Raw genomic sequence first — 19,508 nt, forward strand, 5'->3', positions numbered from 1 at the left:
TGCATCCAGACTGACGCGTTTCAGCTCTTAAATTCACATCAACTCCGCGGGGTGGGTGCAACAAATTATTTCCATGTTGTTAAGTGGGTGTTATTTTCCGCGCAAGCAATGAACAGGCTGGATTTTTAGACTGCTGCCTGGTGCGTGTCTTCCCCCCATAGGATGTTCATATGAAAACAACGATCTTTAAGAGCCTCTATTTTCAGGTGCTGACGGCGATCACGCTGGGCATCCTGCTTGGCCATTTCTATCCTGACCTCGGCGCCGAGATGAAACCTCTGGGCGATGGCTTCGTCAAACTGATCAAGATGATTATCGCCCCGGTGATCTTCTGCACCGTGGTGACCGGCATCGCCGGCATGGAAAGCATGAAGGCGGTGGGCCGCACCGGCGCCATCGCACTGCTGTATTTTGAAATCGTCAGCACCATCGCGCTGATTATCGGTCTGGTGATCGTCAACCTGGTGCAACCGGGCGCCGGCATGAACGTCGATCCCGGCACGCTGGACGCCAAAGCGGTAGCGGTCTATGCCGAGCAGGCGCAGCAGCAGGGTATCATCCCGTTCCTGCTGGATATCATCCCCGGCAGCGTGATCGGCGCGTTCGCCAGCGGCAACATTCTTCAGGTGCTGCTGTTCGCGGTGTTGTTCGGTTTCGCGCTGCATCGTCTGGGCGAGAAGGGGCAGCTGATCTTTAACGTGATCGACAGCTTCTCGCGGGTGATCTTCGGCATCATCAACATGATCATGCGCCTGGCCCCGCTGGGAGCCTTTGGCGCCATGGCGTTTACCATCGGTAAATACGGCGTCGGCACCCTGGTGCAACTTGGTCAGCTGATCGTGTGCTTCTATATCACCTGTATCCTGTTCGTAGTGGTGGTGTTGGGCAGCATCGCCCGCGCCAATGGCTTCAGCATCTTCAAATTCGTCAACTACATCAAAGAAGAGCTGCTGATCGTGCTGGGGACCTCATCGTCAGAGTCCGCGCTGCCGCGCATGCTGGATAAAATGGAGAAGCTGGGCTGCAAGAAATCGGTGGTGGGACTTGTGATCCCGACCGGGTACTCCTTTAACCTGGACGGCACGTCTATCTACCTGACCATGGCCGCGGTGTTCATCGCGCAGGCGACCAATACCCACATGGACATCATGCATCAGGTTACCCTGCTGGTGGTGCTATTGCTCTCCTCCAAAGGGGCGGCGGGCGTGACCGGCAGCGGCTTTATCGTGCTGGCCGCCACCATCTCCGCCGTCGGCCATCTGCCGTTGGCCGGTCTGGCGCTGATCCTCGGCATCGACCGCTTCATGTCGGAAGCCCGCGCGCTGACCAACCTGGTGGGCAACGGGGTGGCGACCGTGGTGGTGGCGAAGTGGTGCGACCAACTGGATGAGAAACAGCTGAAAGACACGCTGAACAACAAAAACGCCGGCGCGGACAAAACGCTGCCTTCCGCTTGATATTGGCGGCACCTTACCGGCCGCAGCCGCGGCCGGTAAGGGAAACCCCCTGCCTCGTAACGATTTCTTGCATTAAAAACCCCGCTATCTATTATTTTTCACTCTAATGAGTGACATCCGCAAAGGCGCGCGGTCTAACACGATGGTACACTTTCTGCTTTCCGCCCCACTGTGAAACTCAGGGCGTATTTTTATGATTCCATTGAATGGAATACACGCATTTGCATAAGAAATTGGATAGTCATTAAGTAGGGGTTCACATGCAGGGCACCAGAATTCATCTTATAGTTGGTGGGCTGCTATTGGCTGCAGCCAGTAGCAGCGTGCAGGCTGAAGCACTACAACCCGATCCTGCCTGGCAGCAGGGGTCGCTGGCCAACGGGTTTTCATGGCAGATTCTCGATACGCCGCAGCGGCCAAGCGACCGCGTGGAGCTGCGGTTGATCGTCAATACCGGCTCCCTGGTGGAGTCTTCGCAGCAGACCGGCTTCGCCCACCTGCTGCCGCGGCTGGCGTTGGCGCGCAGCGAAAGCTTCACCGCGCCGCAGCTGCGCGCCCTGTGGCAACAGAGCGTGGATAACGAGCGGCCGTTGCCGCCGGCTATCATCTCGTATGATTTCACCATGTATAACCTGAGCCTGCCGAACAACCGACCCGACCTGTTGAAGGAAGCGCTGGCCTGGCTGGCGGACACCACCGGCAAACTGGCGATCGACGAGCATACGGTGCACGCGGTGATGAATTCCAGCATCAATCCGGTCGGCACTTTCCCGCCCAATACCAAAGACGCTTGGTGGCGGTACCGCCTGAAAGGCTCGACGCTGCTGGCGCACGATCCGGCGCAGCCGGCGAAACGGCCGGTCAATCTCGAGCAGCTGAAGAAATTCTATCAACAGTGGTATACCCCGGACGCCATGACGCTGTTCGTGGTCGGTAAGGTGGACAGCCGCAGCCTGGGTGAACAGATCAACAAGGCGTTCTCGCCGCTGCAGGGAAAACGTGAAACCCCGGCCCCGATGCCGACGCTCACTCCGCTGCCGCAGCAGCCGGTAAGCCTGATCAGCGAGCAGGTGAAGCAGGATACGCTGTCTATCATGTGGGATTCGCCGTGGCACCCGATTCGCGATTCGCAGAGTCTGCTCCGCTACTGGCGTGGCGATCTTGCCCGCGAGGCGCTGTTCTGGCATCTCCAGCAGACGCTGGAAAAAAGCGACCAGAAGAACCTGCATCTGGGCTTTGACTGCCGTGTGCAGTATCAGCGTGGGCAGTGTGCCATCCATCTGGATACGCCGAACAACAACCTGAACGGTAGCCTGGGCTTTATCGCCCGCGAGCTGGCCAACGTGCGTGACAACGGCCTGTCCAAAGAGGAATTCGATGCGCTGCTGGCGCAGAAAAACGATCAGCTGAGCAAGCTGTTCGCGACCTACGCCCGCACCGACACCGACGTGCTGATGAGCCAGCGCCTGCGGTCGCAGCAGAGCGGGGTGGTGGATATCGCGCCGGAGCTATATCAGAAGCTGCGCCAGGAGTTCCTGTCCAGCCTGACGCTGGAGACGCTGAATCAGGCGCTGAAGCTGCAGCTTTCTCAGGAGGCAACGCTGGTGCTGATGCAGCCGAAGGGCGAGCCGGAAATGAGCATGAAGCAGCTGCAGGAAACCTATGACGGCATCATGATGCCGGCGCCGGCGGTGGTGACGGAAGAAGCCAAGCCGGCCGACACCGCGGTGGCTGCGCCGGCGACGGACGCCGGCGCGCAATAATTCGCAGCAGGGGGCTCAGGCCCCCTCAGTTGCGGTACAGCACTTTGATGATGTGGTAACCGAACTGGGTTTTGACCGGGCCGTAAGGTTTGAGCAGCGGGATGCTGAACACCGCTTTATCGAACGCCGGCACCATCGCGCCCTTGTTGAATTCGCCCAGCGAGCCGCCGTTGCGTTTTGACGGGCAGCTCGAGTATTTGCGCGCCAGCGTGTCGAAGCTGACGCCGCGCTTCAGCTTGGCCAGCAGCTCGTTGGCCAGCTTTTCATTGTCTACCAGAATGTGCAGGGCGCACGCCGTTTTTGCCATGGTAATGCCTTTGTCGATGCGAAAATTGCGCTGATTATACCCGCTAAATCTCATCGGCGCTTTCTGCTACAATTCCCTTCCACGTTTTACAGTCGAGCAAGCCAGCACCATGCGATTAAACCCCAGCCAACAACAAGCCGTCGAATTCGTTACCGGGCCCTGCCTGGTGTTGGCCGGTGCCGGTTCCGGCAAGACGCGCGTTATCACCAACAAGATAGCCCACCTGATCCATCATTGCGGCTATCAGGCGCGGCACATCGCCGCCGTGACCTTTACCAACAAGGCCGCACGCGAGATGAAAGAGCGCGTGTCGCAAACCCTGGGGCGTAAAGAGGCGCGTGGGCTGATGATTTCCACCTTCCATACCCTGGGGCTGGAGATCATCAAACGGGAATATGTGGCGTTGGGGATGAAATCCAACTTCTCGCTGTTCGATGACCAGGATCAGTTGGCGCTGTTGAAAGAGCTGACCGAAAAGTGGCTGGAAAGCGACAAAACGCTGGTGGCGCAGCTGATCTCGACCATCTCCAACTGGAAAAACGACCTGATCGATCCTCAGCGGGCGGCGGAGCTGGCGCGCTCGGAGCGCGACAAGCTGTTCGCCCACTGCTACGGCCTGTATCACGCCCATATGCGGGCGTGCAACGTGCTGGACTTCGACGACCTGATCCTGTTGCCGACGCTGTTGCTGCAACGCAATGAAGAGGTGCGCGAGCGCTGGCAGCAGCGCATCCGCTATCTGCTGGTAGATGAATACCAGGATACCAACACCAGCCAGTACGAGCTGGTGAAACTGTTGGTGGGCAACCGCGCGCGCTTTACCGTGGTGGGCGACGATGACCAGTCGATCTACTCCTGGCGCGGCGCGCGGCCGCAGAACCTGGTGCTGCTGAAGGAAGATTTCCCGGCGCTGCAGGTGATTAAGCTGGAGCAAAACTACCGTTCCAGCGAACGCATCCTGAAGGCGGCCAACATTCTGATCGCCAATAACCCGCACGTGTTTGAAAAACGGCTGTTTTCCGAGTTGGGGTATGGCGAAGAACTGAAGGTGGTGACCGCCAACAACGAGGATCATGAAGCCGAGCGGGTGGTGGGGGAGCTGATCGCCCACCACTTCGTGAAAAAGACCAACTACGGCGATTATGCGATCCTGTACCGTGGCAACCACCAGTCGCGGGTGTTTGAAAAGATGCTGATGCAGAACCGTATCCCGTACAAGATTTCCGGCGGTACGTCGTTCTTCTCTCGCCCAGAGATCAAGGATCTGCTGGCCTACCTGCGCGTGCTGACCAACCCGGACGACGACAGCGCCTTCCTGCGCATCGTCAATACCCCCAAGCGCGAGATCGGCCCGGCGACGCTGCAGAAACTCGGCGAATGGGCCAACCAGCGCAACAAGAGTTTATTCCACGCCAGTTTCGATCTGGGGCTGAGCCAGCACTTGACCGGGCGCGGGCTGGAGTCATTGCAGCGCTTTACCCACTGGCTCGGCGGCATCGCCCAGCAGGCGGAGCGTGAGCCGGTGGCGGCGGTGCGCGATCTGATCCGTGGCGTGGATTATGAGAGCTGGCTGTTTGAAACCTCGACCAGCCCGAAGGCTGCCGAAATGCGGATGAAGAACGTCAACACGCTGTTCGGCTGGATGACAGAGATGCTGGAAGGCAACGATTTGGACGAGCCGATGACGCTGACCCAGGTGGTGACGCGCTTCACCCTGCGCGACATGATGGAGCGCGGTGAAAGCGAAGAAGAGTTGGATCAGGTACAGCTGATGACGCTGCATGCCTCCAAGGGGCTGGAGTTCCCCTACGTGTTCCTGGTGGGCATGGAAGAGGGCCTGCTGCCGCACCAGAGCAGCATCGATGAAGATAATGTCGATGAAGAGCGGCGTCTGGCCTATGTGGGGATCACCCGCGCGCAAAAAGAGCTGATTTTCACCCTGTGCCGCGAGCGCCGTCAGTACGGTGAGCTGGTGCGGCCGGAGCCGAGCCGCTTCCTGCTGGAACTGCCGCAGGATGATTTGGCGTGGGAAACCGAGCGCAAAGTGGTGAGCCCGCAGGAGCGGATGCAGAAGGGGCAGAGCCATCTGGCCAATATCCGCGCCCAGCTGGCCAAGGCCAAAGGTGGGAATTAAAAAAACAGGGCTAGATTACTGACAAAGGAGGAAAAAGCGTGGTTTTTCCTCCTTTGTGGTTATCAGCCGAAAATCAATGAATTGATTTTCCTTATTTTTATATGCTGCCTTCTGTAAACTTGGCAATGGCATCAGGTTTGCCATTAACCTCAGGCGCTCATCGCGCCCTGGTCATTTCAACGCTGTTCTTCCAACCGCAGCGTCCAGTGGACATAGCTCTGCCAGTGGCTTTCCTGCTCCAGCGCCTCGGCGCGCAGCGGATGCTGTTCCAGCCAACCCGGCGGCAAGATCACCGTCAGTTCATCGTCCTGATTGGCGCGTAACCGCACCGCCGGCAGCGTATCGTCGCGGCGGCGGCTGGCGAAGATGATCGCCAGGCGCAAAATGCGGCACAGACGCTGCGCAGTGCGCGGCGGCAGGGCGTTTTGCTGGTTCAACAGCGACAGGTCGAGGGTGTTGCTCTGGTTTTGCAACAGGGTGGCCAGCAGTTTTTTCTGCGCCGGGGTAAAGCCGGGTAAGTCCAGGTGGCGGATCAGGTAGGCGGCGTGTTGCGGCGCCTGCTTGAAATCGACGCTGAGGCCGAGTTCGTGGATCAGACTGGCGCTGTGCAACAGCTCGCGACATCGCGCATCCAACTGCCACTCGTTGGCGACCTGCTGCGAGAAGTTGGCGGCGAGTTGGCTGACGCGTTCGGCCTGCTCGGTGTCGATCAGGTAACGGCGCTGCAGGTTGCGGATGGTGCGGATGCGAATATCCTGCTCCACCGGCAGATGCAGCATGCCGTAAACCAGGCCTTCACGCAGCGCCCCGCCGGCCAGCATCATGCTCTCGATGCCCAGCTCCTGGAAGATGGCCAACAGAATGGACAGTCCACTCGGGAAGACCAGCGCGCGCTCCAGCGTCAACCCTTCGATCTCCAGCTCTTCCAGCTTGCCGCACTGAATGGCGCGCTGTTTCAACTGGCGCAGTTTGGGCAGGGTGACGCGTTCATCCATGCCTTGTGCCACCATGATCTCCTGCAGCGCCTGCACGGTGCCGGAAGCGCCGACGCAGATCTGCCAACCTTGCTGGCGCAGTTGCGGTGCGATCGGCCGCACCATTTCGCGCGCGGCCTGTTCAGCGCGCTCGAAATTTTCTTGCCCGAGGTTGCGATCGCTGAAGTAGCGCTCCAGCCAGGTGACGCAGCCCATCGACAGGCTATACAGCTGCGATGCCTGCGCGCCGGTGCCGGTGACCAGTTCGGTGCTGCCGCCGCCGATGTCGACGACCAGCCGCCGATCCGGCCCGCCGGTGGTATGCGCGACGCCGTGATAAATCAGCCGCGCCTCTTCTTCGCCGCTGATCACCTGCACCGGGCAGCCGAGGATTTGCTCGGCGACCTGCAGGAACTCATCGGCGTTGGACGCCAGGCGCAACGTGGCGGTGGCGACGACGCGGATCTGCTCGCGCGGAATGTCCTGCAGGCGTTCAGAGAACAGCCGCAGGCACTGCCAGCCGCGTTGCATGGCCTCATGCGACAGGTGATTGTTCTGATCCAGCCCGGCCGCCAGACGCACCTTGCGCTTGATCCGCGCCAAAGTCTGAATGCTGCCGGCCACCTCGCGCACCACCAACATGTGGAAGCTGTTGGAGCCGAGATCGATGGCAGCATAAAGCGTGCTGGAACTGAGCATGGCGATCAGCTCGAACGTTTACGGTTGTTGCGCGGCGCGCCGCCGCGACGAGGCGCGGAGTTGCGACGTGGGCCGTTGCCGCCGCGCGGACGCGACAGGCGCTTCGGCGCCGGCAAATCGGTCAGCAGCGCATCGCTGTTGTACTTGCTCACCGGAATGCTGTGGTCGATATAGGTCTCGATCGCCGGCAGGTTGAGCGCGTACTCTTCACACGCCAGGCTGATGGAGTGGCCGCTGGCGCCTGCGCGGCCGGTACGGCCGATGCGGTGCACGTAGTCTTCGCAGTCGTCAGGCAAATCGTAGTTGAAGACGTGCGTGACGGAAGGGATGTGCAGACCGCGCGCGGCGACGTCGGTGGCGACCAGGATATCGAGGTTACCCTTGGTGAAGTCCTCGAGGATGCGCAGGCGCTTTTTCTGCGCCACGTCACCGGTCAGCAGGCCGACGCGATGACCGTCGGCGGCCAGATGGCCCCAGATGTCTTCGCAGCGGTGCTTGGTGTTGGCGAAGATGATGGCGCGATCTGGCCACTCTTCTTCGATCAGCGTCTGCAGCAGGCGCATTTTTTCTTCGTTGGACGGGTAGAACAGCTCTTCTTTAATACGGTGGCCGGTTTTCTGTTCCGGTTCCACTTCAACATATTCGGCGTTGTTCATCTGCTCAAAGGCCAGCTCGCGTACGCGATAGGACAGGGTGGCGGAGAACAGCATGTTCAGGCGTTGATCGGCCGCAGGCATGCGGCGGAACAGCCAACGGATGTCTTTGATAAAGCCGAGATCGTACATGCGATCGGCTTCATCCAGCACGACGACCTGCATCGCGCCGAGATCGACATAGTTCTGCTTGGTGTAATCGATTAAACGGCCGGTGGTGCCAATCAGAATGTCCACGCCGCTTTCCAGCACTTTCAGCTGTTTGTCGTAGCCATCGCCGCCGTAGGCCAGGCCCAGTTTCAGGCCGGTGGTCTGGGAGAGAGCTTCCGCATCGGAGTGGATTTGCACCGCCAGTTCACGCGTAGGCGCCATGATCAAGGCGCGCGGCTGATTGGTCTGGCGATCCTGTTTCGCCGGGTGGGTCAGCAAATAGTGAAAAGTAGACGCCAAAAACGCCAGCGTCTTTCCGGTACCGGTTTGCGCCTGACCTGCAACGTCACGCCCGGAGAGCGTGAGCGGCAATGCTAACGCCTGGATAGGCGTGCAATTGTGAAACCCTTTTTTCTCAAGGGCTTCAAGGACTAACGGGTGCAGGGCGAAGTCGGAAAACTTCTGTTCAGTCAAGTGTGTTTTGCTCATAGTGTGGTAGAATATCAGCTAACTATTGCTTTACGAAAGCACATCCGTTGAAATAAACGCGGTGCAATAAAATCACCTTGAGTTGGTTAATGCTACACCAACAAGGTAGACATAATCCTGTGGAGTAGAACATGAGCGATAAAATTATTCACCTGACTGACAGCAGCTTCGAAGCCGATGTGCTGAAAGCGGAAGGGCCGATCCTGGTCGATTTCTGGGCTGAATGGTGTGGGCCGTGCAAGATGATTGCTCCGATTCTGGATGAGGTTGCCGAAGAGTTCGAAGGCAAACTGACCATCACCAAGCTGAATATCGATCAGAACCCGGCTACCGCGCCCAAGTACGGTATCCGTGGCATCCCTACGCTGTTGCTGTTCAAGAACGGTGAAGTGGCCGCGACCAAGGTTGGCGCGTTGTCCAAAGGTCAGCTCAAAGATTTCCTGAACGCGAATCTGTAATCGGGCGGGAAGCCCAGTATCAGGCGCCTGGTGGTGATGTTCAATTCACCGCTAGACGCCTGCCAAGAAGCGTGTTAAGTTTAACCACACTGCATATAGAACTTGCCCGAAGTTTTAAATCTAAAGAGTTTGAATCTAAAGCTATACTCTGTGTCGAACCACTGGCGTTGAAAGTAAACTGAACTCAACCCGTGTTTTGGCAATCAAACGGTTTTGCAAAAATCATTTTTAAGGTACCTTCGATCTTCAACCGTCAATGCGTGCGCCCGATGTAAGCCATTTCTTACCGCGACGGCTCTGCGCCCGGTGATCGAACGTCCAGTAAACAGGCACGCATCTCGCTGCCATACCATTCACGATACAAGTTCGAGACATACCCCGAGTTTAAGAACCCACCACTATGAATCTTACCGAATTAAAGAATACGCCGGTTTCTGAGCTGATTACTCTCGGCGAAAATATGGGGCTGGAAAACCTTGCCCGCATGCGCAAGCAGGACATTATCTTCTCCATTCTGAAGCAACATGCGAAAAGCGGAGAAGATATCTTCGGCGACGGCGTGCTCGAGATATTGCAGGATGGATTCGGTTTCCTCCGCTCTGGAGACAGTTCCTACCTCGCCGGTCCCGACGACATCTACGTATCCCCTAGCCAAATCCGCCGCTTCAACCTCCGCACAGGTGACACCATTTCCGGTAAGATTCGTCCGCCAAAAGAAGGCGAGCGCTATTTTGCCCTGCTGAAAGTCAATGAAGTCAACTACGACAAGCCGGAAAACGCCCGCAGCAAGATCCTGTTCGAGAACTTGACGCCGCTGCACGCCAATTCCCGCCTGCGGATGGAACGCGGCAACGGTTCGACCGAAGACCTGACGGCGCGCGTACTGGATCTGGCGGCGCCGATTGGCCGCGGCCAGCGTGGCCTGATCGTGGCACCGCCGAAAGCCGGTAAAACCATGCTGCTGCAGAACATCGCACAGAGCATCGCCTACAACCACCCAGACTGCGTGCTGATGGTGCTGCTGATCGACGAACGTCCGGAAGAAGTGACCGAGATGCAGCGTCTGGTGAAAGGCGAAGTGATCGCATCGACCTTCGACGAACCGGCTTCGCGTCACGTGCAAGTGGCCGAAATGGTGATCGAGAAGGCCAAGCGCCTGGTTGAGCACAAGAAAGACGTGATCATTCTGCTCGACTCCATCACCCGTCTGGCGCGCGCATACAACACCGTGGTACCGGCCTCTGGCAAGGTGCTGACCGGTGGTGTGGACGCCAACGCCCTGCATCGTCCGAAGCGCTTCTTCGGTGCGGCGCGTAACGTGGAAGAGGGCGGCAGCCTGACCATCATCGCGACCGCGCTGGTTGACACCGGTTCGAAGATGGATGAAGTGATCTACGAAGAATTTAAAGGTACCGGCAACATGGAATTGCACCTGGCGCGTAAAATCGCCGAGAAACGCGTATTCCCTGCGATCGATTACAACCGCTCCGGTACCCGTAAAGAAGAGCTGCTCACCACCTCCGAAGAGCTGCAGAAAATGTGGATCCTGCGCAAAATCATTCACCCGATGGGTGAGATTGACGCGATGGAGTTCCTCATTAATAAGTTGGCGATGACTAAAACCAACGATGAATTCTTCGATATGATGAAACGCTCATAATTCGTTAAAAAATTCGCTGAACGCCACGCCTAGTCGTGGCGTTTTTCGCTTTTGGCGGATACGATAAGTAGCAGTAATGGAAAAGTAAGTTGTTTCCTCGACTTATTGAGAATTCATCTTGTTTGTCGGTTGGCTCTGCGCCGATCGGCTTTGCTGCTGTCATTTTGTCAGCCGAAGCGAAGAAAATAGGCATGAATCACCGTTGTCATAGGAAATGACCGAAAGGTGGCGGGGGCCGATGGCACAAGCTATTGCCCGTGGTAAGCTGCCTTATCTTCTACAGAGATCTGTTAACTGTGAACTTACTCACTATGAGTACTGAAATTCTATTTGTTTTCCTGTTTTCTTTGGCTTTTCTCTTTGTTGCCCGCAAGGCGGCAAAACGTATTGGTCTGGTAGATAAACCCAATTATCGCAAACGCCATCAGGGGTTGATTCCGCTGGTCGGCGGTATTTCCGTTTATGCCGGGTTGTGCTTCGCGTTTTGGATTTCGGAACAGCCTATCGCGCACGCCAAGCTTTATCTTACCTGCGCCGGCATTCTGGTGTTTGTGGGCGCGCTCGACGACCGTTTCGACATCAGCGTTAAAATCCGCGCCCTGGTGCAGGCGTTGGTCGGCATCGCCATGATGGTGTTCGCCGGTCTGTATCTGCGCAGCTTCGGCCATGTGTTGGGCGATTGGGAGATGTTGCTGGGGCCGTTCGGCTATCTGGTGACGCTGTTCGCGGTATGGGCGGCGATCAATGCCTTCAACATGGTCGACGGCATCGATGGCCTGCTGGGTGGGCTGTCGTGCGTCTCCTTCGGCGCGCTGGGCCTATTGCTGTACCTGAGCGGCCATCATGAACTGGCGTTCTGGTGCTTTGCGATGATCGCCACTATCGTTCCCTATATTTTGCTCAACCTCGGCATCCTCGGCCGCCGTTATAAGGTGTTCATGGGGGACGCCGGCAGTACCCTGATTGGCTTTACCGCCATTTGGCTGCTGCTGCAAAGCTCGCAGGGAAAGGCACACTCGATTAACCCGGTGACCGCGCTGTGGATCATCGCTATTCCGCTGATGGACATGATAGCAATCATGTATCGTCGTTTACGCAAGGGGATGAGCCCCTTCTCTCCCGATCGTCAACATATTCACCACCTGATCATGCGCGCCGGCTTTACGCCGCGGCAGGCTTTCGTGCTGATCACCCTGGCGGCCGCGCTGCTGGCGGCGGTTGGCGTGATCGGCGAACGCCTGACTTTTATCCCAGAGTGGGTTATGTTGGCATTATTCTTGCTTGCGTTCTTCCTGTACGGTTACTGCATCAAGCGCGCCTGGCGGGTTGCGCGGTACATTAAGCGTATCAAGCGTCGCCTGCGGCGTTCGAGCGATAACAAGCAAGTATCTTAACCAGAGGCTTTTTGGCTGTGATGAATCCAGAAACAACGTCTGACAAGCATACCCCGGTGGTGGATAACGAACTCGATATCCGCGGCCTGTGCTGCACTCTGTGGCGCGGCAAACCGTGGATTATCGGCATTGCGGTGCTGTTCGCGGCGGTCGCGCTGATCGTCTCTTATCTGGTTAAACAAGAGTGGAGCGCGACTGCCATCACGGACAGACCTACGGTGAATGCGCTGGGCGGTTACTACTCGCAACAGCAGTTCCTGCGCAATCTGGACGTGCGCACGTTGCCGGCGACGGCCGGCGAGCAGCCGAGCATCGCGGATGAAGCGTACAATGAGTTCATCATGCAACTGGCGGCTTACGATACGCGTCGCGATTTCTGGTTGCAGAGCGATTACTACAAGCAGCGTCAGGAAGGGGATGCCCGCGCCGATGCGGCGTTGCTCGACGAGCTGATCAACAACATCCTGTTCACGCCGCGCGACGACAAGAAAGTGCCGAACGACGGCGTGAAGCTGACGGCGGAAACCGCTGCGGACGCCAACCGCCTGCTGCGTCAATACGTGGCTTTCGCCAGCCACCGCGCTGCCCTGCACCTGAACGAAGAGATCCAGGGAGCGTGGGCTGCCCGCACCACCTCGATGCAGGCGCAGGTCAAGCGTCAGGAAGCGGTGGCGGAGTCGGTTTACAAGCGTGAGCTGAACACCACGCAGCAGGCGCTGAAAATCGCCGAGAGCCAGGGGATCAGCCGCACGCAAACCGATACCCCGGCCGAGCAACTGCCGGATTCGGATCTGTTCCTGTTGGGCCGGCCAATGCTGCAGGCGCGCCTGGAAGGCCTGCAGGCTTCCGGCCCGACCTATGACCTGGATTACGATCAGAACCGCGCGATGCTGGCGACGCTGAACGTTGGCCCGACGTTGGATGAGAAGTTCCAGACCTATCGCTATTTGCGTACGCCGGAAGAGCCGGTAAAACGCGACAGCCCACGCCGGGTCTTCTGGCTGATTCTGTGGGGCGCGATGGGCGCTTTGGTTGGCGCGGGTGTTGCCTTGGCGCGTCGGCCGCGTAGTTAAAAAATAATATAATAATCTGATGCAGGGCGCGTGAGCGCCCCATTCGCAGGCGGGGCCTGCGATTAACCGACCAAAAGAGATTCGCTGTGAAAGTGTTGACTGTTTTCGGCACCAGGCCGGAAGCCATTAAAATGGCGCCGCTGGTACATGCACTGGCCCAGGATGAGGCCTTTGACGCAAGAGTCTGCGTAACGGCACAGCATCGTGAGATGTTGGATCAGGTATTGCGGTTGTTTGAGATCACGCCGGATTACGACCTGAACATCATGAAACCTGGCCAGGGGCTAACGGAAATCACCTGCCGCATCCTGGAAGGGCTGAAAGGGGTGCTGGAAGACTTCAAACCGGACGTGGTGCTGGTGCACGGCGATACCACGACCACGCTGGCGACCAGCCTGGCGGCGTTCTATCAACGCATCCCTGTCGGGCATGTCGAGGCCGGATTGCGCACCGGCAATCTGTATTCTCCCTGGCCGGAAGAGGCCAACCGCAAACTGACCGGCCATCTGGCGATGTACCATTTCGCGCCGACCGAGAACTCGCGGCAAAATCTGTTGCGCGAACTGCTGCCGGACAACCGTATTTTCGTGACCGGCAATACGGTGATCGATGCGCTGTTCTGGGTGCGCGATCGCGTGATGAGCGATACCGCACTGCGGGCTGGCCTGGCACAGCGTTACCCGTTCCTTGACGCCGACAAGAAACTGATTCTGGTCACCGGCCATCGCCGTGAAAGCTTTGGCGGCGGCTTTGAGCGAATTTGCAGCGCGTTGGCGGAAATCGCCCGCAACCACCCGGAAGTACAGGTGGTGTATCCGGTGCACCTCAATCCGAACGTCAGTGAGCCGGTGAATCGGATTCTGAAAGGTATCGACAACGTCATGTTGATCGAACCGCAGGATTATCTGCCGTTTGTCTATTTGATGACCCAGGCTTACATGATCCTGACCGACTCCGGCGGCATCCAGGAAGAGGCGCCATCGTTAGGCAAACCGGTGCTGGTGATGCGCGACACCACCGAACGCCCGGAGGCGATAGATGCGGGTACGGTGCGTTTGGTCGGCACTGATGTGGCCAACATTGTTGAAGCGGTGACCCGGCTGTTGACGGACGAAAGCGAATATCACGCGATGAGTCGGGCGCACAACCCATACGGTGACGGACATGCCTGTCAGCGTATTCTCGAAGCTTTAAAGAACCATCAGGTGACACTATGAGTTTTGACACTATTTCAGTTATCGGCCTGGGTTATATCGGCTTGCCAACGGCGGCGGCGTTTGCTTCCCGCAAGAAAAAAGTGGTGGGCGTAGATGTTAACCAACATGCGGTAGATACCATTAACCGCGGCGCGATCCACATCGTTGAGCCGGATCTGGACAAAGTGGTCAAGGACGCCGTCGACGGCGGTTTCCTGCAGGCGGTGACCAAACCGCTGGCGGCCGATGCGTTCCTGATCGCAGTGCCTACGCCATTCAAGGGCGATCACGAGCCGGATCTGGCCTATGTCGAAGCGGCAGCGAAATCGCTGGCGCCGGTGCTGAAAAAAGGCGATCTGGTGATCCTCGAGTCCACCTCGCCGGTGGGCGCCACCGAACAGATGGCGGAATGGCTGGCGCAGGCGCGCAGCGATCTCAGCTTCCCGCAGCAAGCGGGCGAGGCGGCGGACGTGAATATCGCCTATTGCCCGGAGCGCGTGCTGCCGGGGCAGGTCATGGTGGAGCTGATTCAAAATGACCGCGTGATCGGCGGCATGACGCCGAAGTGCTCGGAACGTGCCAGTGCGCTGTACAAGATTTTCCTCGAGGGTGAATGCGTTATCACCAATTCGCGCACTGCCGAGATGTGCAAGCTGACGGAAAACAGCTTCCGCGACGTGAATATCGCCTTCGCCAACGAACTGTCGTTGATTTGTGCCGAGCAGGGGATCAACGTTTGGGAACTGATTCGCCTGGCGAACCGCCATCCACGGGTGAATATTCTGCAGCCGGGACCGGGCGTCGGCGGCCACTGCATCGCCGTCGATCCATGGTTTATCGTGGCGCAGAACCCGCAGCAGGCGCGTCTGATCCACACCGCACGTCTGGTGAATGACGGTAAACCGCTGTGGGTGGTCGACCGCGTGAAAGCGGCGGTGGCCGATTGCCTGGCCGCCACCGACAAGCGCGCGTCCGAGGTGAAAATCGCCTGCTTCGGCCTGGCCTTCAAACCCAATATCGACGACCTGCGTGAAAGCCCGGCGGTAGAAGTCGCACACCTGATCGCCGAATGGCACGTCGGCGAGACGCTGGCGGTGGAACCGAACGTTGAACAGCTGCCGAAGTCGCTGGTGGGCCATGTGACGTTGACGCCAATCGCTGAGGCGTTGCAGCAGGCCGATGTGATCGTGATGTTGGTCGATCACCAGCAGTTCAAGGCTATCCGACCGGAAGAAATCAAACAAACCTGGGTGGTCGATACCAAGGGAGTCTGGCGTTGAAACGTATCTTAGTGACCGGTGGTGCCGGCTTTATCGGTTCTGCGGTCGTGCGACACATCATCGAAGCCACCGATGACAGCGTGGTGGTGGTGGATAAGCTGACCTATGCCGGCAACCTTGAATCGCTGGCGGGGGTCGCGGAGAACGAGCGTTATGCTTTCGAACAGGTCGACATTTGCGATCGCGCCGAGCTGGATCGGGTATTTGCCCAGTATCAGCCGGACGTGGTGATGCACCTGGCGGCGGAAAGTCATGTCGATCGCTCTATCGATGGCCCGGCAGCGTTTATCGAGACCAATGTGGTCGGCACTTATACCCTGTTGGAAGCGGCGCGACGCTACTGGCAACCGCTGGAAGCGGAGAAGAAACTGGCTTTCCGCTTCCACCATATCTCCACCGATGAAGTGTACGGCGACTTGCACGGCACCGACGATCTGTTCACCGAAACCACCCCGTATGCGCCGAGCAGCCCGTATTCCGCCTCCAAGGCGTCGAGCGATCATCTGGTGCGTGCCTGGTTGCGCACCTACGGCTTGCCGACCCTCGTGACCAACTGTTCGAACAACTACGGCCCTTATCACTTCCCGGAGAAGCTGATTCCATTGGTGATCCTGAATGCGGTAGCCGGCAAACCGCTGCCGGTATACGGCAACGGCGCGCAGGTGCGCGACTGGCTGTATGTCGAAGATCACGCGCGCGCACTCTATCAGGTCGTGACCGAAGGCGTGGTGGGCGAAACGTACAATATCGGCGGCCATAACGAGCGCAAGAATATCGAAGTGGTGCAGACCATTTGCGATCTGCTGGAAGAACTGGCACCGAACAAGCCGCAGGGTGTGGCTCACTACCGCGATCTCATCACTTACGTGAAGGATCGTCCGGGCCACGATATGCGTTATGCCATCGACGCCGGCAAAATCGATCGTGAGTTGGGTTGGCATCCGCAGGAAACGTTCGAAAGCGGCCTTCGCAAAACGGTGGTTTGGTACCTGAACAACGAAACCTGGTGGCGTCGCGTGCAAGACGGTTCTTATGCCGGTGAGCGTTTGGGGCTGTCAGATTAATTTAACGCCGTGCCGCTTTGCAGCGGTACGGCGGGCTTTGGAGTCTGTATGAAAGGCATTATTCTCGCCGGCGGTTCCGGTACGCGTCTGCATCCGATTACTCGTGGCGTATCCAAACAACTGCTGCCGATTTATGACAAGCCGATGATCTATTATCCGCTTTCGGTGCTGATGCTGGCGGGGATCAAAGATATTCTGATTATTTCCACGCCGGAAGATTTGCCTTCATTCAAACGATTGTTAGGCAGCGGCGAAGCGTTTGGCATCAATCTCAGCTATGCCGAACAGCCCAGCCCTGAGGGATTAGCCCAAGCATTTCTGATTGGTGAAGAATTTCTGGCCGGTGAGCCGAGCTGTCTGGTATTGGGCGACAATATTTACTTTGGCCAGGGGTTCAGCCCCAAGCTGAGAAGCGTTGCGGCGCGCACTACCGGCGCGACCGTGTTTGGCTATCAGGTGATGGATCCCGAGCGTTTTGGCGTGGTGGAGTTTGACGACAACTTCCGTGCGCTGTCGATTGAAGAAAAACCGGTTAAACCGAAGTCCAACTGGGCGGTGACCGGCCTGTACTTCTACGATAGCCAGGTAGTGGAGTTTGCCAAGCAGGTGAAACCTTCCGAGCGTGGCGAGCTGGAGATCACCAGCATTAACCAGATGTATCTGGAGCGCGGAGAGCTGACCGTCGAGCTGCTGGGGCGCGGTTTCGCCTGGCTGGACACCGGCACTCATGACAGTCTGCTGGAAGCCAGCAGCTTCGTGCAGACGGTTGAGAAACGCCAGGGCTTTAAAATCGCCTGCCTTGAGGAGATCGCCTGGCGCAATGGTTGGCTGGATGATGAGGGCGTGAAACGCGCGGCTCAGACGCTGGCCAAAACCGGTTACGGCAAATACTTACTGGATTTACTGCATGCGCGTCCACGCCAGTATTGAACCGCTGAATTGGGAGAGCGACTTCTTCCAATTAGAGAGCGCCAAGTTACATTTCGATAGCTCGGCGGCGCCCGTGGTCGCGGCCGAATTGGATGCCTATGCGTTGGTGCAGGCCAAAATTCCTGCTTACCGCCTGGAGTGGGCTGATGCGCTGTCTACGCTGGGATTCCGGCTGGTCGAAGGGGAAGTGGATCTGGCGGTGAACGTTGCGCCAGAACGCACGACGCCCGATGCTGTTTCGGCGGTTGCGGTGCGTCTGGCCGTTCCCGAGGACATTCCGTCGCTTCGGGCTGCGGCCGGCGAGGTGTTCGACGCCAGCCGGTTTCGCGCACCGTGGTACGATCGCGCCGATAGCGGGCGATTCTATGCGGCCTGGATTGAAAAAGCGGTGCTGGGCACCTTTGATCATCAATGCTTGCTGGTACTGGATGACCTGGGGCAACCCGAAGGCTTTGTCAGCCTGCGTGACATAGGCAGCCAGGAAATGCGTATCGGCTTGCTGGCGGCATTCCCCGGCACGTCCGGTCGGGGCATTGGCACCCGGCTGATGGCGGCGGCGATCGCCGAATGTCGGCGTCAGGGTATGCAGTGCCTGCGGGTTGCGACCCAGGTTGGCAATATCGCCGCATTACGACTCTATCAACGACAGGGTGCCGTGATTGAAAGCACCGCGTATTGGTTATACAGAGGTAGACATGATTCCATTTAACGCTCCACCGGTTGTTGGCACTGAACTGGAATATATGCAGGCTGCAATGAGCAGCGGCAAACTATGCGGCGACGGCGGTTTTACCCGTCGCTGCCAGCAGTGGATGGAACAGCGTTTCGGCAGCGCGAAGGTGTTGTTGACGCCTTCTTGCACCGCGTCGTTGGAAATGGCCGCCATCCTGCTGGATATTCAGCCGGGTGACGAAGTGATCATGCCGAGTTTTACCTTCGTCTCTACCGCCAATGCCTTTGTGTTGCGCGGCGCCAAAGTGGTGTTCGTCGACCTGCGTCCGGATACCATGAACATCGACGAAACCAAAATCGAAGCGGCGATCACCGATAAAACCCGCGCGATCGTGCCGGTGCATTACGCCGGCGTCGCCTGCGAGATGGATACCATCATGGCGCTGGCGAAGAAATATAACCTGTTCGTGGTGGAAGACGCCGCTCAGGGCGTAATGTCGACCTACAAAGGCAAGGCTTTGGGCACTATCGGCCATATCGGCTGCTTCAGCTTCCATGAAACCAAAAACTATACCGCCGGCGGCGAAGGCGGCGCGACGCTGGTGAACGATCCGGCCCTGATCGATCGGGCGGAAGTCATCCGCGAGAAAGGCACCAACCGCAGCCAGTTCTTCCGTGGCCAGGTGGACAAATATACCTGGCGCGACATCGGCTCCAGCTATCTGATGTCTGATTTGCAGGCCGCCTACCTGTGGGGGCAACTGGAAGTGGCGGAGCGCATTAACCAGCGCCGCCTGTCGCTGTGGCAAAAGTATTACGGCAGTTTCCTGCCGTTGGCGCAGGCCGGCCGCATCGAGCTGCCGAGCATACCGGCAGATTGCGAGCACAATGCGCACATGTTCTATATCAAGCTGCGCGATATCGACGATCGCACCGCATTTATCGACTATTTGAAAGAAGCCGAGATCATGACGGTGTTCCATTATATCCCGCTGCATGACTGCCCGGCTGGCGAACGTTTTGGCCGCTTTGCCGGCGAAGACCGCTACACCTCGCAGGAAAGCGCGCGCTTGGTGCGCTTGCCGCTGTTCTACAATATGTCCGATGTTAATCAACGTACGGTTATCAATAGCATACTGAGCTTCTTCGCCTGAT

16 protein-coding genes are annotated in these 19,508 nt (G+C 58.0%); 13 read left to right on the forward strand and 3 right to left on the reverse strand.

The window, feature by feature from the left end; genetic code table 11:
- Positions 1-170: 170 nt before the first annotated feature.
- Complete coding sequence (locus EGY12_RS07970; protein WP_049198196.1) at positions 171-1,457, forward strand: dicarboxylate/amino acid:cation symporter; 1,287 nt, start codon at positions 171-173, stop codon at positions 1,455-1,457.
- Positions 1,458-1,717: 260 nt separating this feature from the next.
- A complete protein-coding gene (locus tag EGY12_RS07975) occupies positions 1,718-3,220 on the forward strand; it encodes a pitrilysin family protein (RefSeq protein ID WP_060424235.1) in 1,503 nt (500 codons plus the stop codon).
- A gap of 25 nt (positions 3,221-3,245) precedes the next feature.
- Here EGY12_RS07975 and ppiC read toward each other — a convergent pair whose 3' ends face one another.
- Positions 3,246-3,527, reverse strand: a complete 282-nt coding sequence (gene ppiC, locus EGY12_RS07980; RefSeq protein WP_004934175.1) for a peptidylprolyl isomerase PpiC — start codon at positions 3,525-3,527, stop codon at positions 3,246-3,248.
- A 109-nt stretch (positions 3,528-3,636) separates the two neighbouring features.
- Between ppiC and rep the strand changes: the two genes are divergently transcribed.
- The gene (gene rep / locus EGY12_RS07985) at positions 3,637-5,661 is read left to right on the forward strand and encodes a DNA helicase Rep (RefSeq protein ID WP_048232355.1); all 2,025 of its coding nucleotides are present in this window, start codon (positions 3,637-3,639) and stop codon (positions 5,659-5,661) included.
- 176 nt (positions 5,662-5,837) lie between these two features.
- Here the strand turns inward: rep and ppx are convergent, their stop codons facing one another.
- The gene (gene ppx, locus EGY12_RS07990; RefSeq protein ID WP_123893083.1) at positions 5,838-7,334 is read right to left on the reverse strand and encodes an exopolyphosphatase; all 1,497 of its coding nucleotides are present in this window, start codon (positions 7,332-7,334) and stop codon (positions 5,838-5,840) included.
- Positions 7,335-7,339: 5 nt separating this feature from the next.
- Positions 7,340-8,626, reverse strand: a complete 1,287-nt coding sequence (gene rhlB / locus EGY12_RS07995; protein WP_123893084.1) for an ATP-dependent RNA helicase RhlB — start codon at positions 8,624-8,626, stop codon at positions 7,340-7,342.
- Between the two features lie 131 nt (positions 8,627-8,757).
- Here rhlB and trxA point away from each other — a divergent pair, with 131 nt between their 5' ends.
- The 10 genes from trxA to rffA all read left to right on the forward strand — a co-directional run bounded on the left by trxA (position 8,758) and on the right by rffA (position 19,507).
- Complete coding sequence (gene trxA / locus EGY12_RS08000; protein ID WP_123893085.1) at positions 8,758-9,084, forward strand: thioredoxin TrxA; 327 nt, start codon at positions 8,758-8,760, stop codon at positions 9,082-9,084.
- A 400-nt stretch (positions 9,085-9,484) separates the two neighbouring features.
- Positions 9,485-10,744, forward strand: coding sequence for a transcription termination factor Rho (gene rho / locus EGY12_RS08005; RefSeq protein WP_004934188.1), 1,260 nt, complete (start codon positions 9,485-9,487; stop codon positions 10,742-10,744).
- A 296-nt stretch (positions 10,745-11,040) separates the two neighbouring features.
- Positions 11,041-12,138 carry a UDP-N-acetylglucosamine--undecaprenyl-phosphate N-acetylglucosaminephosphotransferase gene (wecA, locus tag EGY12_RS08010; protein WP_004934192.1) on the forward strand — a complete coding sequence of 366 codons (1,098 nt, stop codon included), beginning with the start codon at positions 11,041-11,043 and terminating at the stop codon, positions 12,136-12,138.
- Positions 12,139-12,158: 20 nt separating this feature from the next.
- Entirely contained in the window at positions 12,159-13,211 is a 1,053-nt protein-coding gene (wzzE, locus tag EGY12_RS08015; RefSeq protein WP_123893086.1) for an ECA polysaccharide chain length modulation protein, read from the forward strand.
- 86 nt (positions 13,212-13,297) lie between these two features.
- Complete coding sequence (wecB, locus tag EGY12_RS08020) at positions 13,298-14,428, forward strand: non-hydrolyzing UDP-N-acetylglucosamine 2-epimerase (RefSeq protein WP_123893087.1); 1,131 nt, start codon at positions 13,298-13,300, stop codon at positions 14,426-14,428.
- Complete coding sequence (gene wecC / locus EGY12_RS08025) at positions 14,425-15,687, forward strand: UDP-N-acetyl-D-mannosamine dehydrogenase (RefSeq protein ID WP_123893088.1); 1,263 nt, start codon at positions 14,425-14,427, stop codon at positions 15,685-15,687. The genes wecB and wecC overlap by 4 nt, the downstream gene beginning before the upstream one ends.
- Entirely contained in the window at positions 15,684-16,751 is a 1,068-nt protein-coding gene (gene rffG / locus EGY12_RS08030) for a dTDP-glucose 4,6-dehydratase (protein WP_123893089.1), read from the forward strand. Before wecC ends, rffG begins: the two co-directional genes overlap by 4 nt.
- A 48-nt stretch (positions 16,752-16,799) precedes the next feature.
- Entirely contained in the window at positions 16,800-17,681 is an 882-nt protein-coding gene (gene rfbA / locus EGY12_RS08035; protein WP_049273078.1) for a glucose-1-phosphate thymidylyltransferase RfbA, read from the forward strand.
- Positions 17,659-18,390: a dTDP-4-amino-4,6-dideoxy-D-galactose acyltransferase gene (gene rffC, locus EGY12_RS08040; RefSeq protein ID WP_123893090.1), complete on the forward strand. Its 732-nt coding sequence runs from the start codon at positions 17,659-17,661 to the stop codon at positions 18,388-18,390. Before rfbA ends, rffC begins: the two co-directional genes overlap by 23 nt.
- Positions 18,377-19,507, forward strand: a complete 1,131-nt coding sequence (gene rffA / locus EGY12_RS08045) for a dTDP-4-amino-4,6-dideoxygalactose transaminase (protein ID WP_123893091.1) — start codon at positions 18,377-18,379, stop codon at positions 19,505-19,507. Before rffC ends, rffA begins: the two co-directional genes overlap by 14 nt.
- The last annotated feature ends 1 nt before the right edge of the window (position 19,508 follow it).

The organism is Serratia sp. FDAARGOS_506, from assembly GCF_003812745.1.
Lineage (GTDB): Bacteria > Pseudomonadota > Gammaproteobacteria > Enterobacterales > Enterobacteriaceae > Serratia.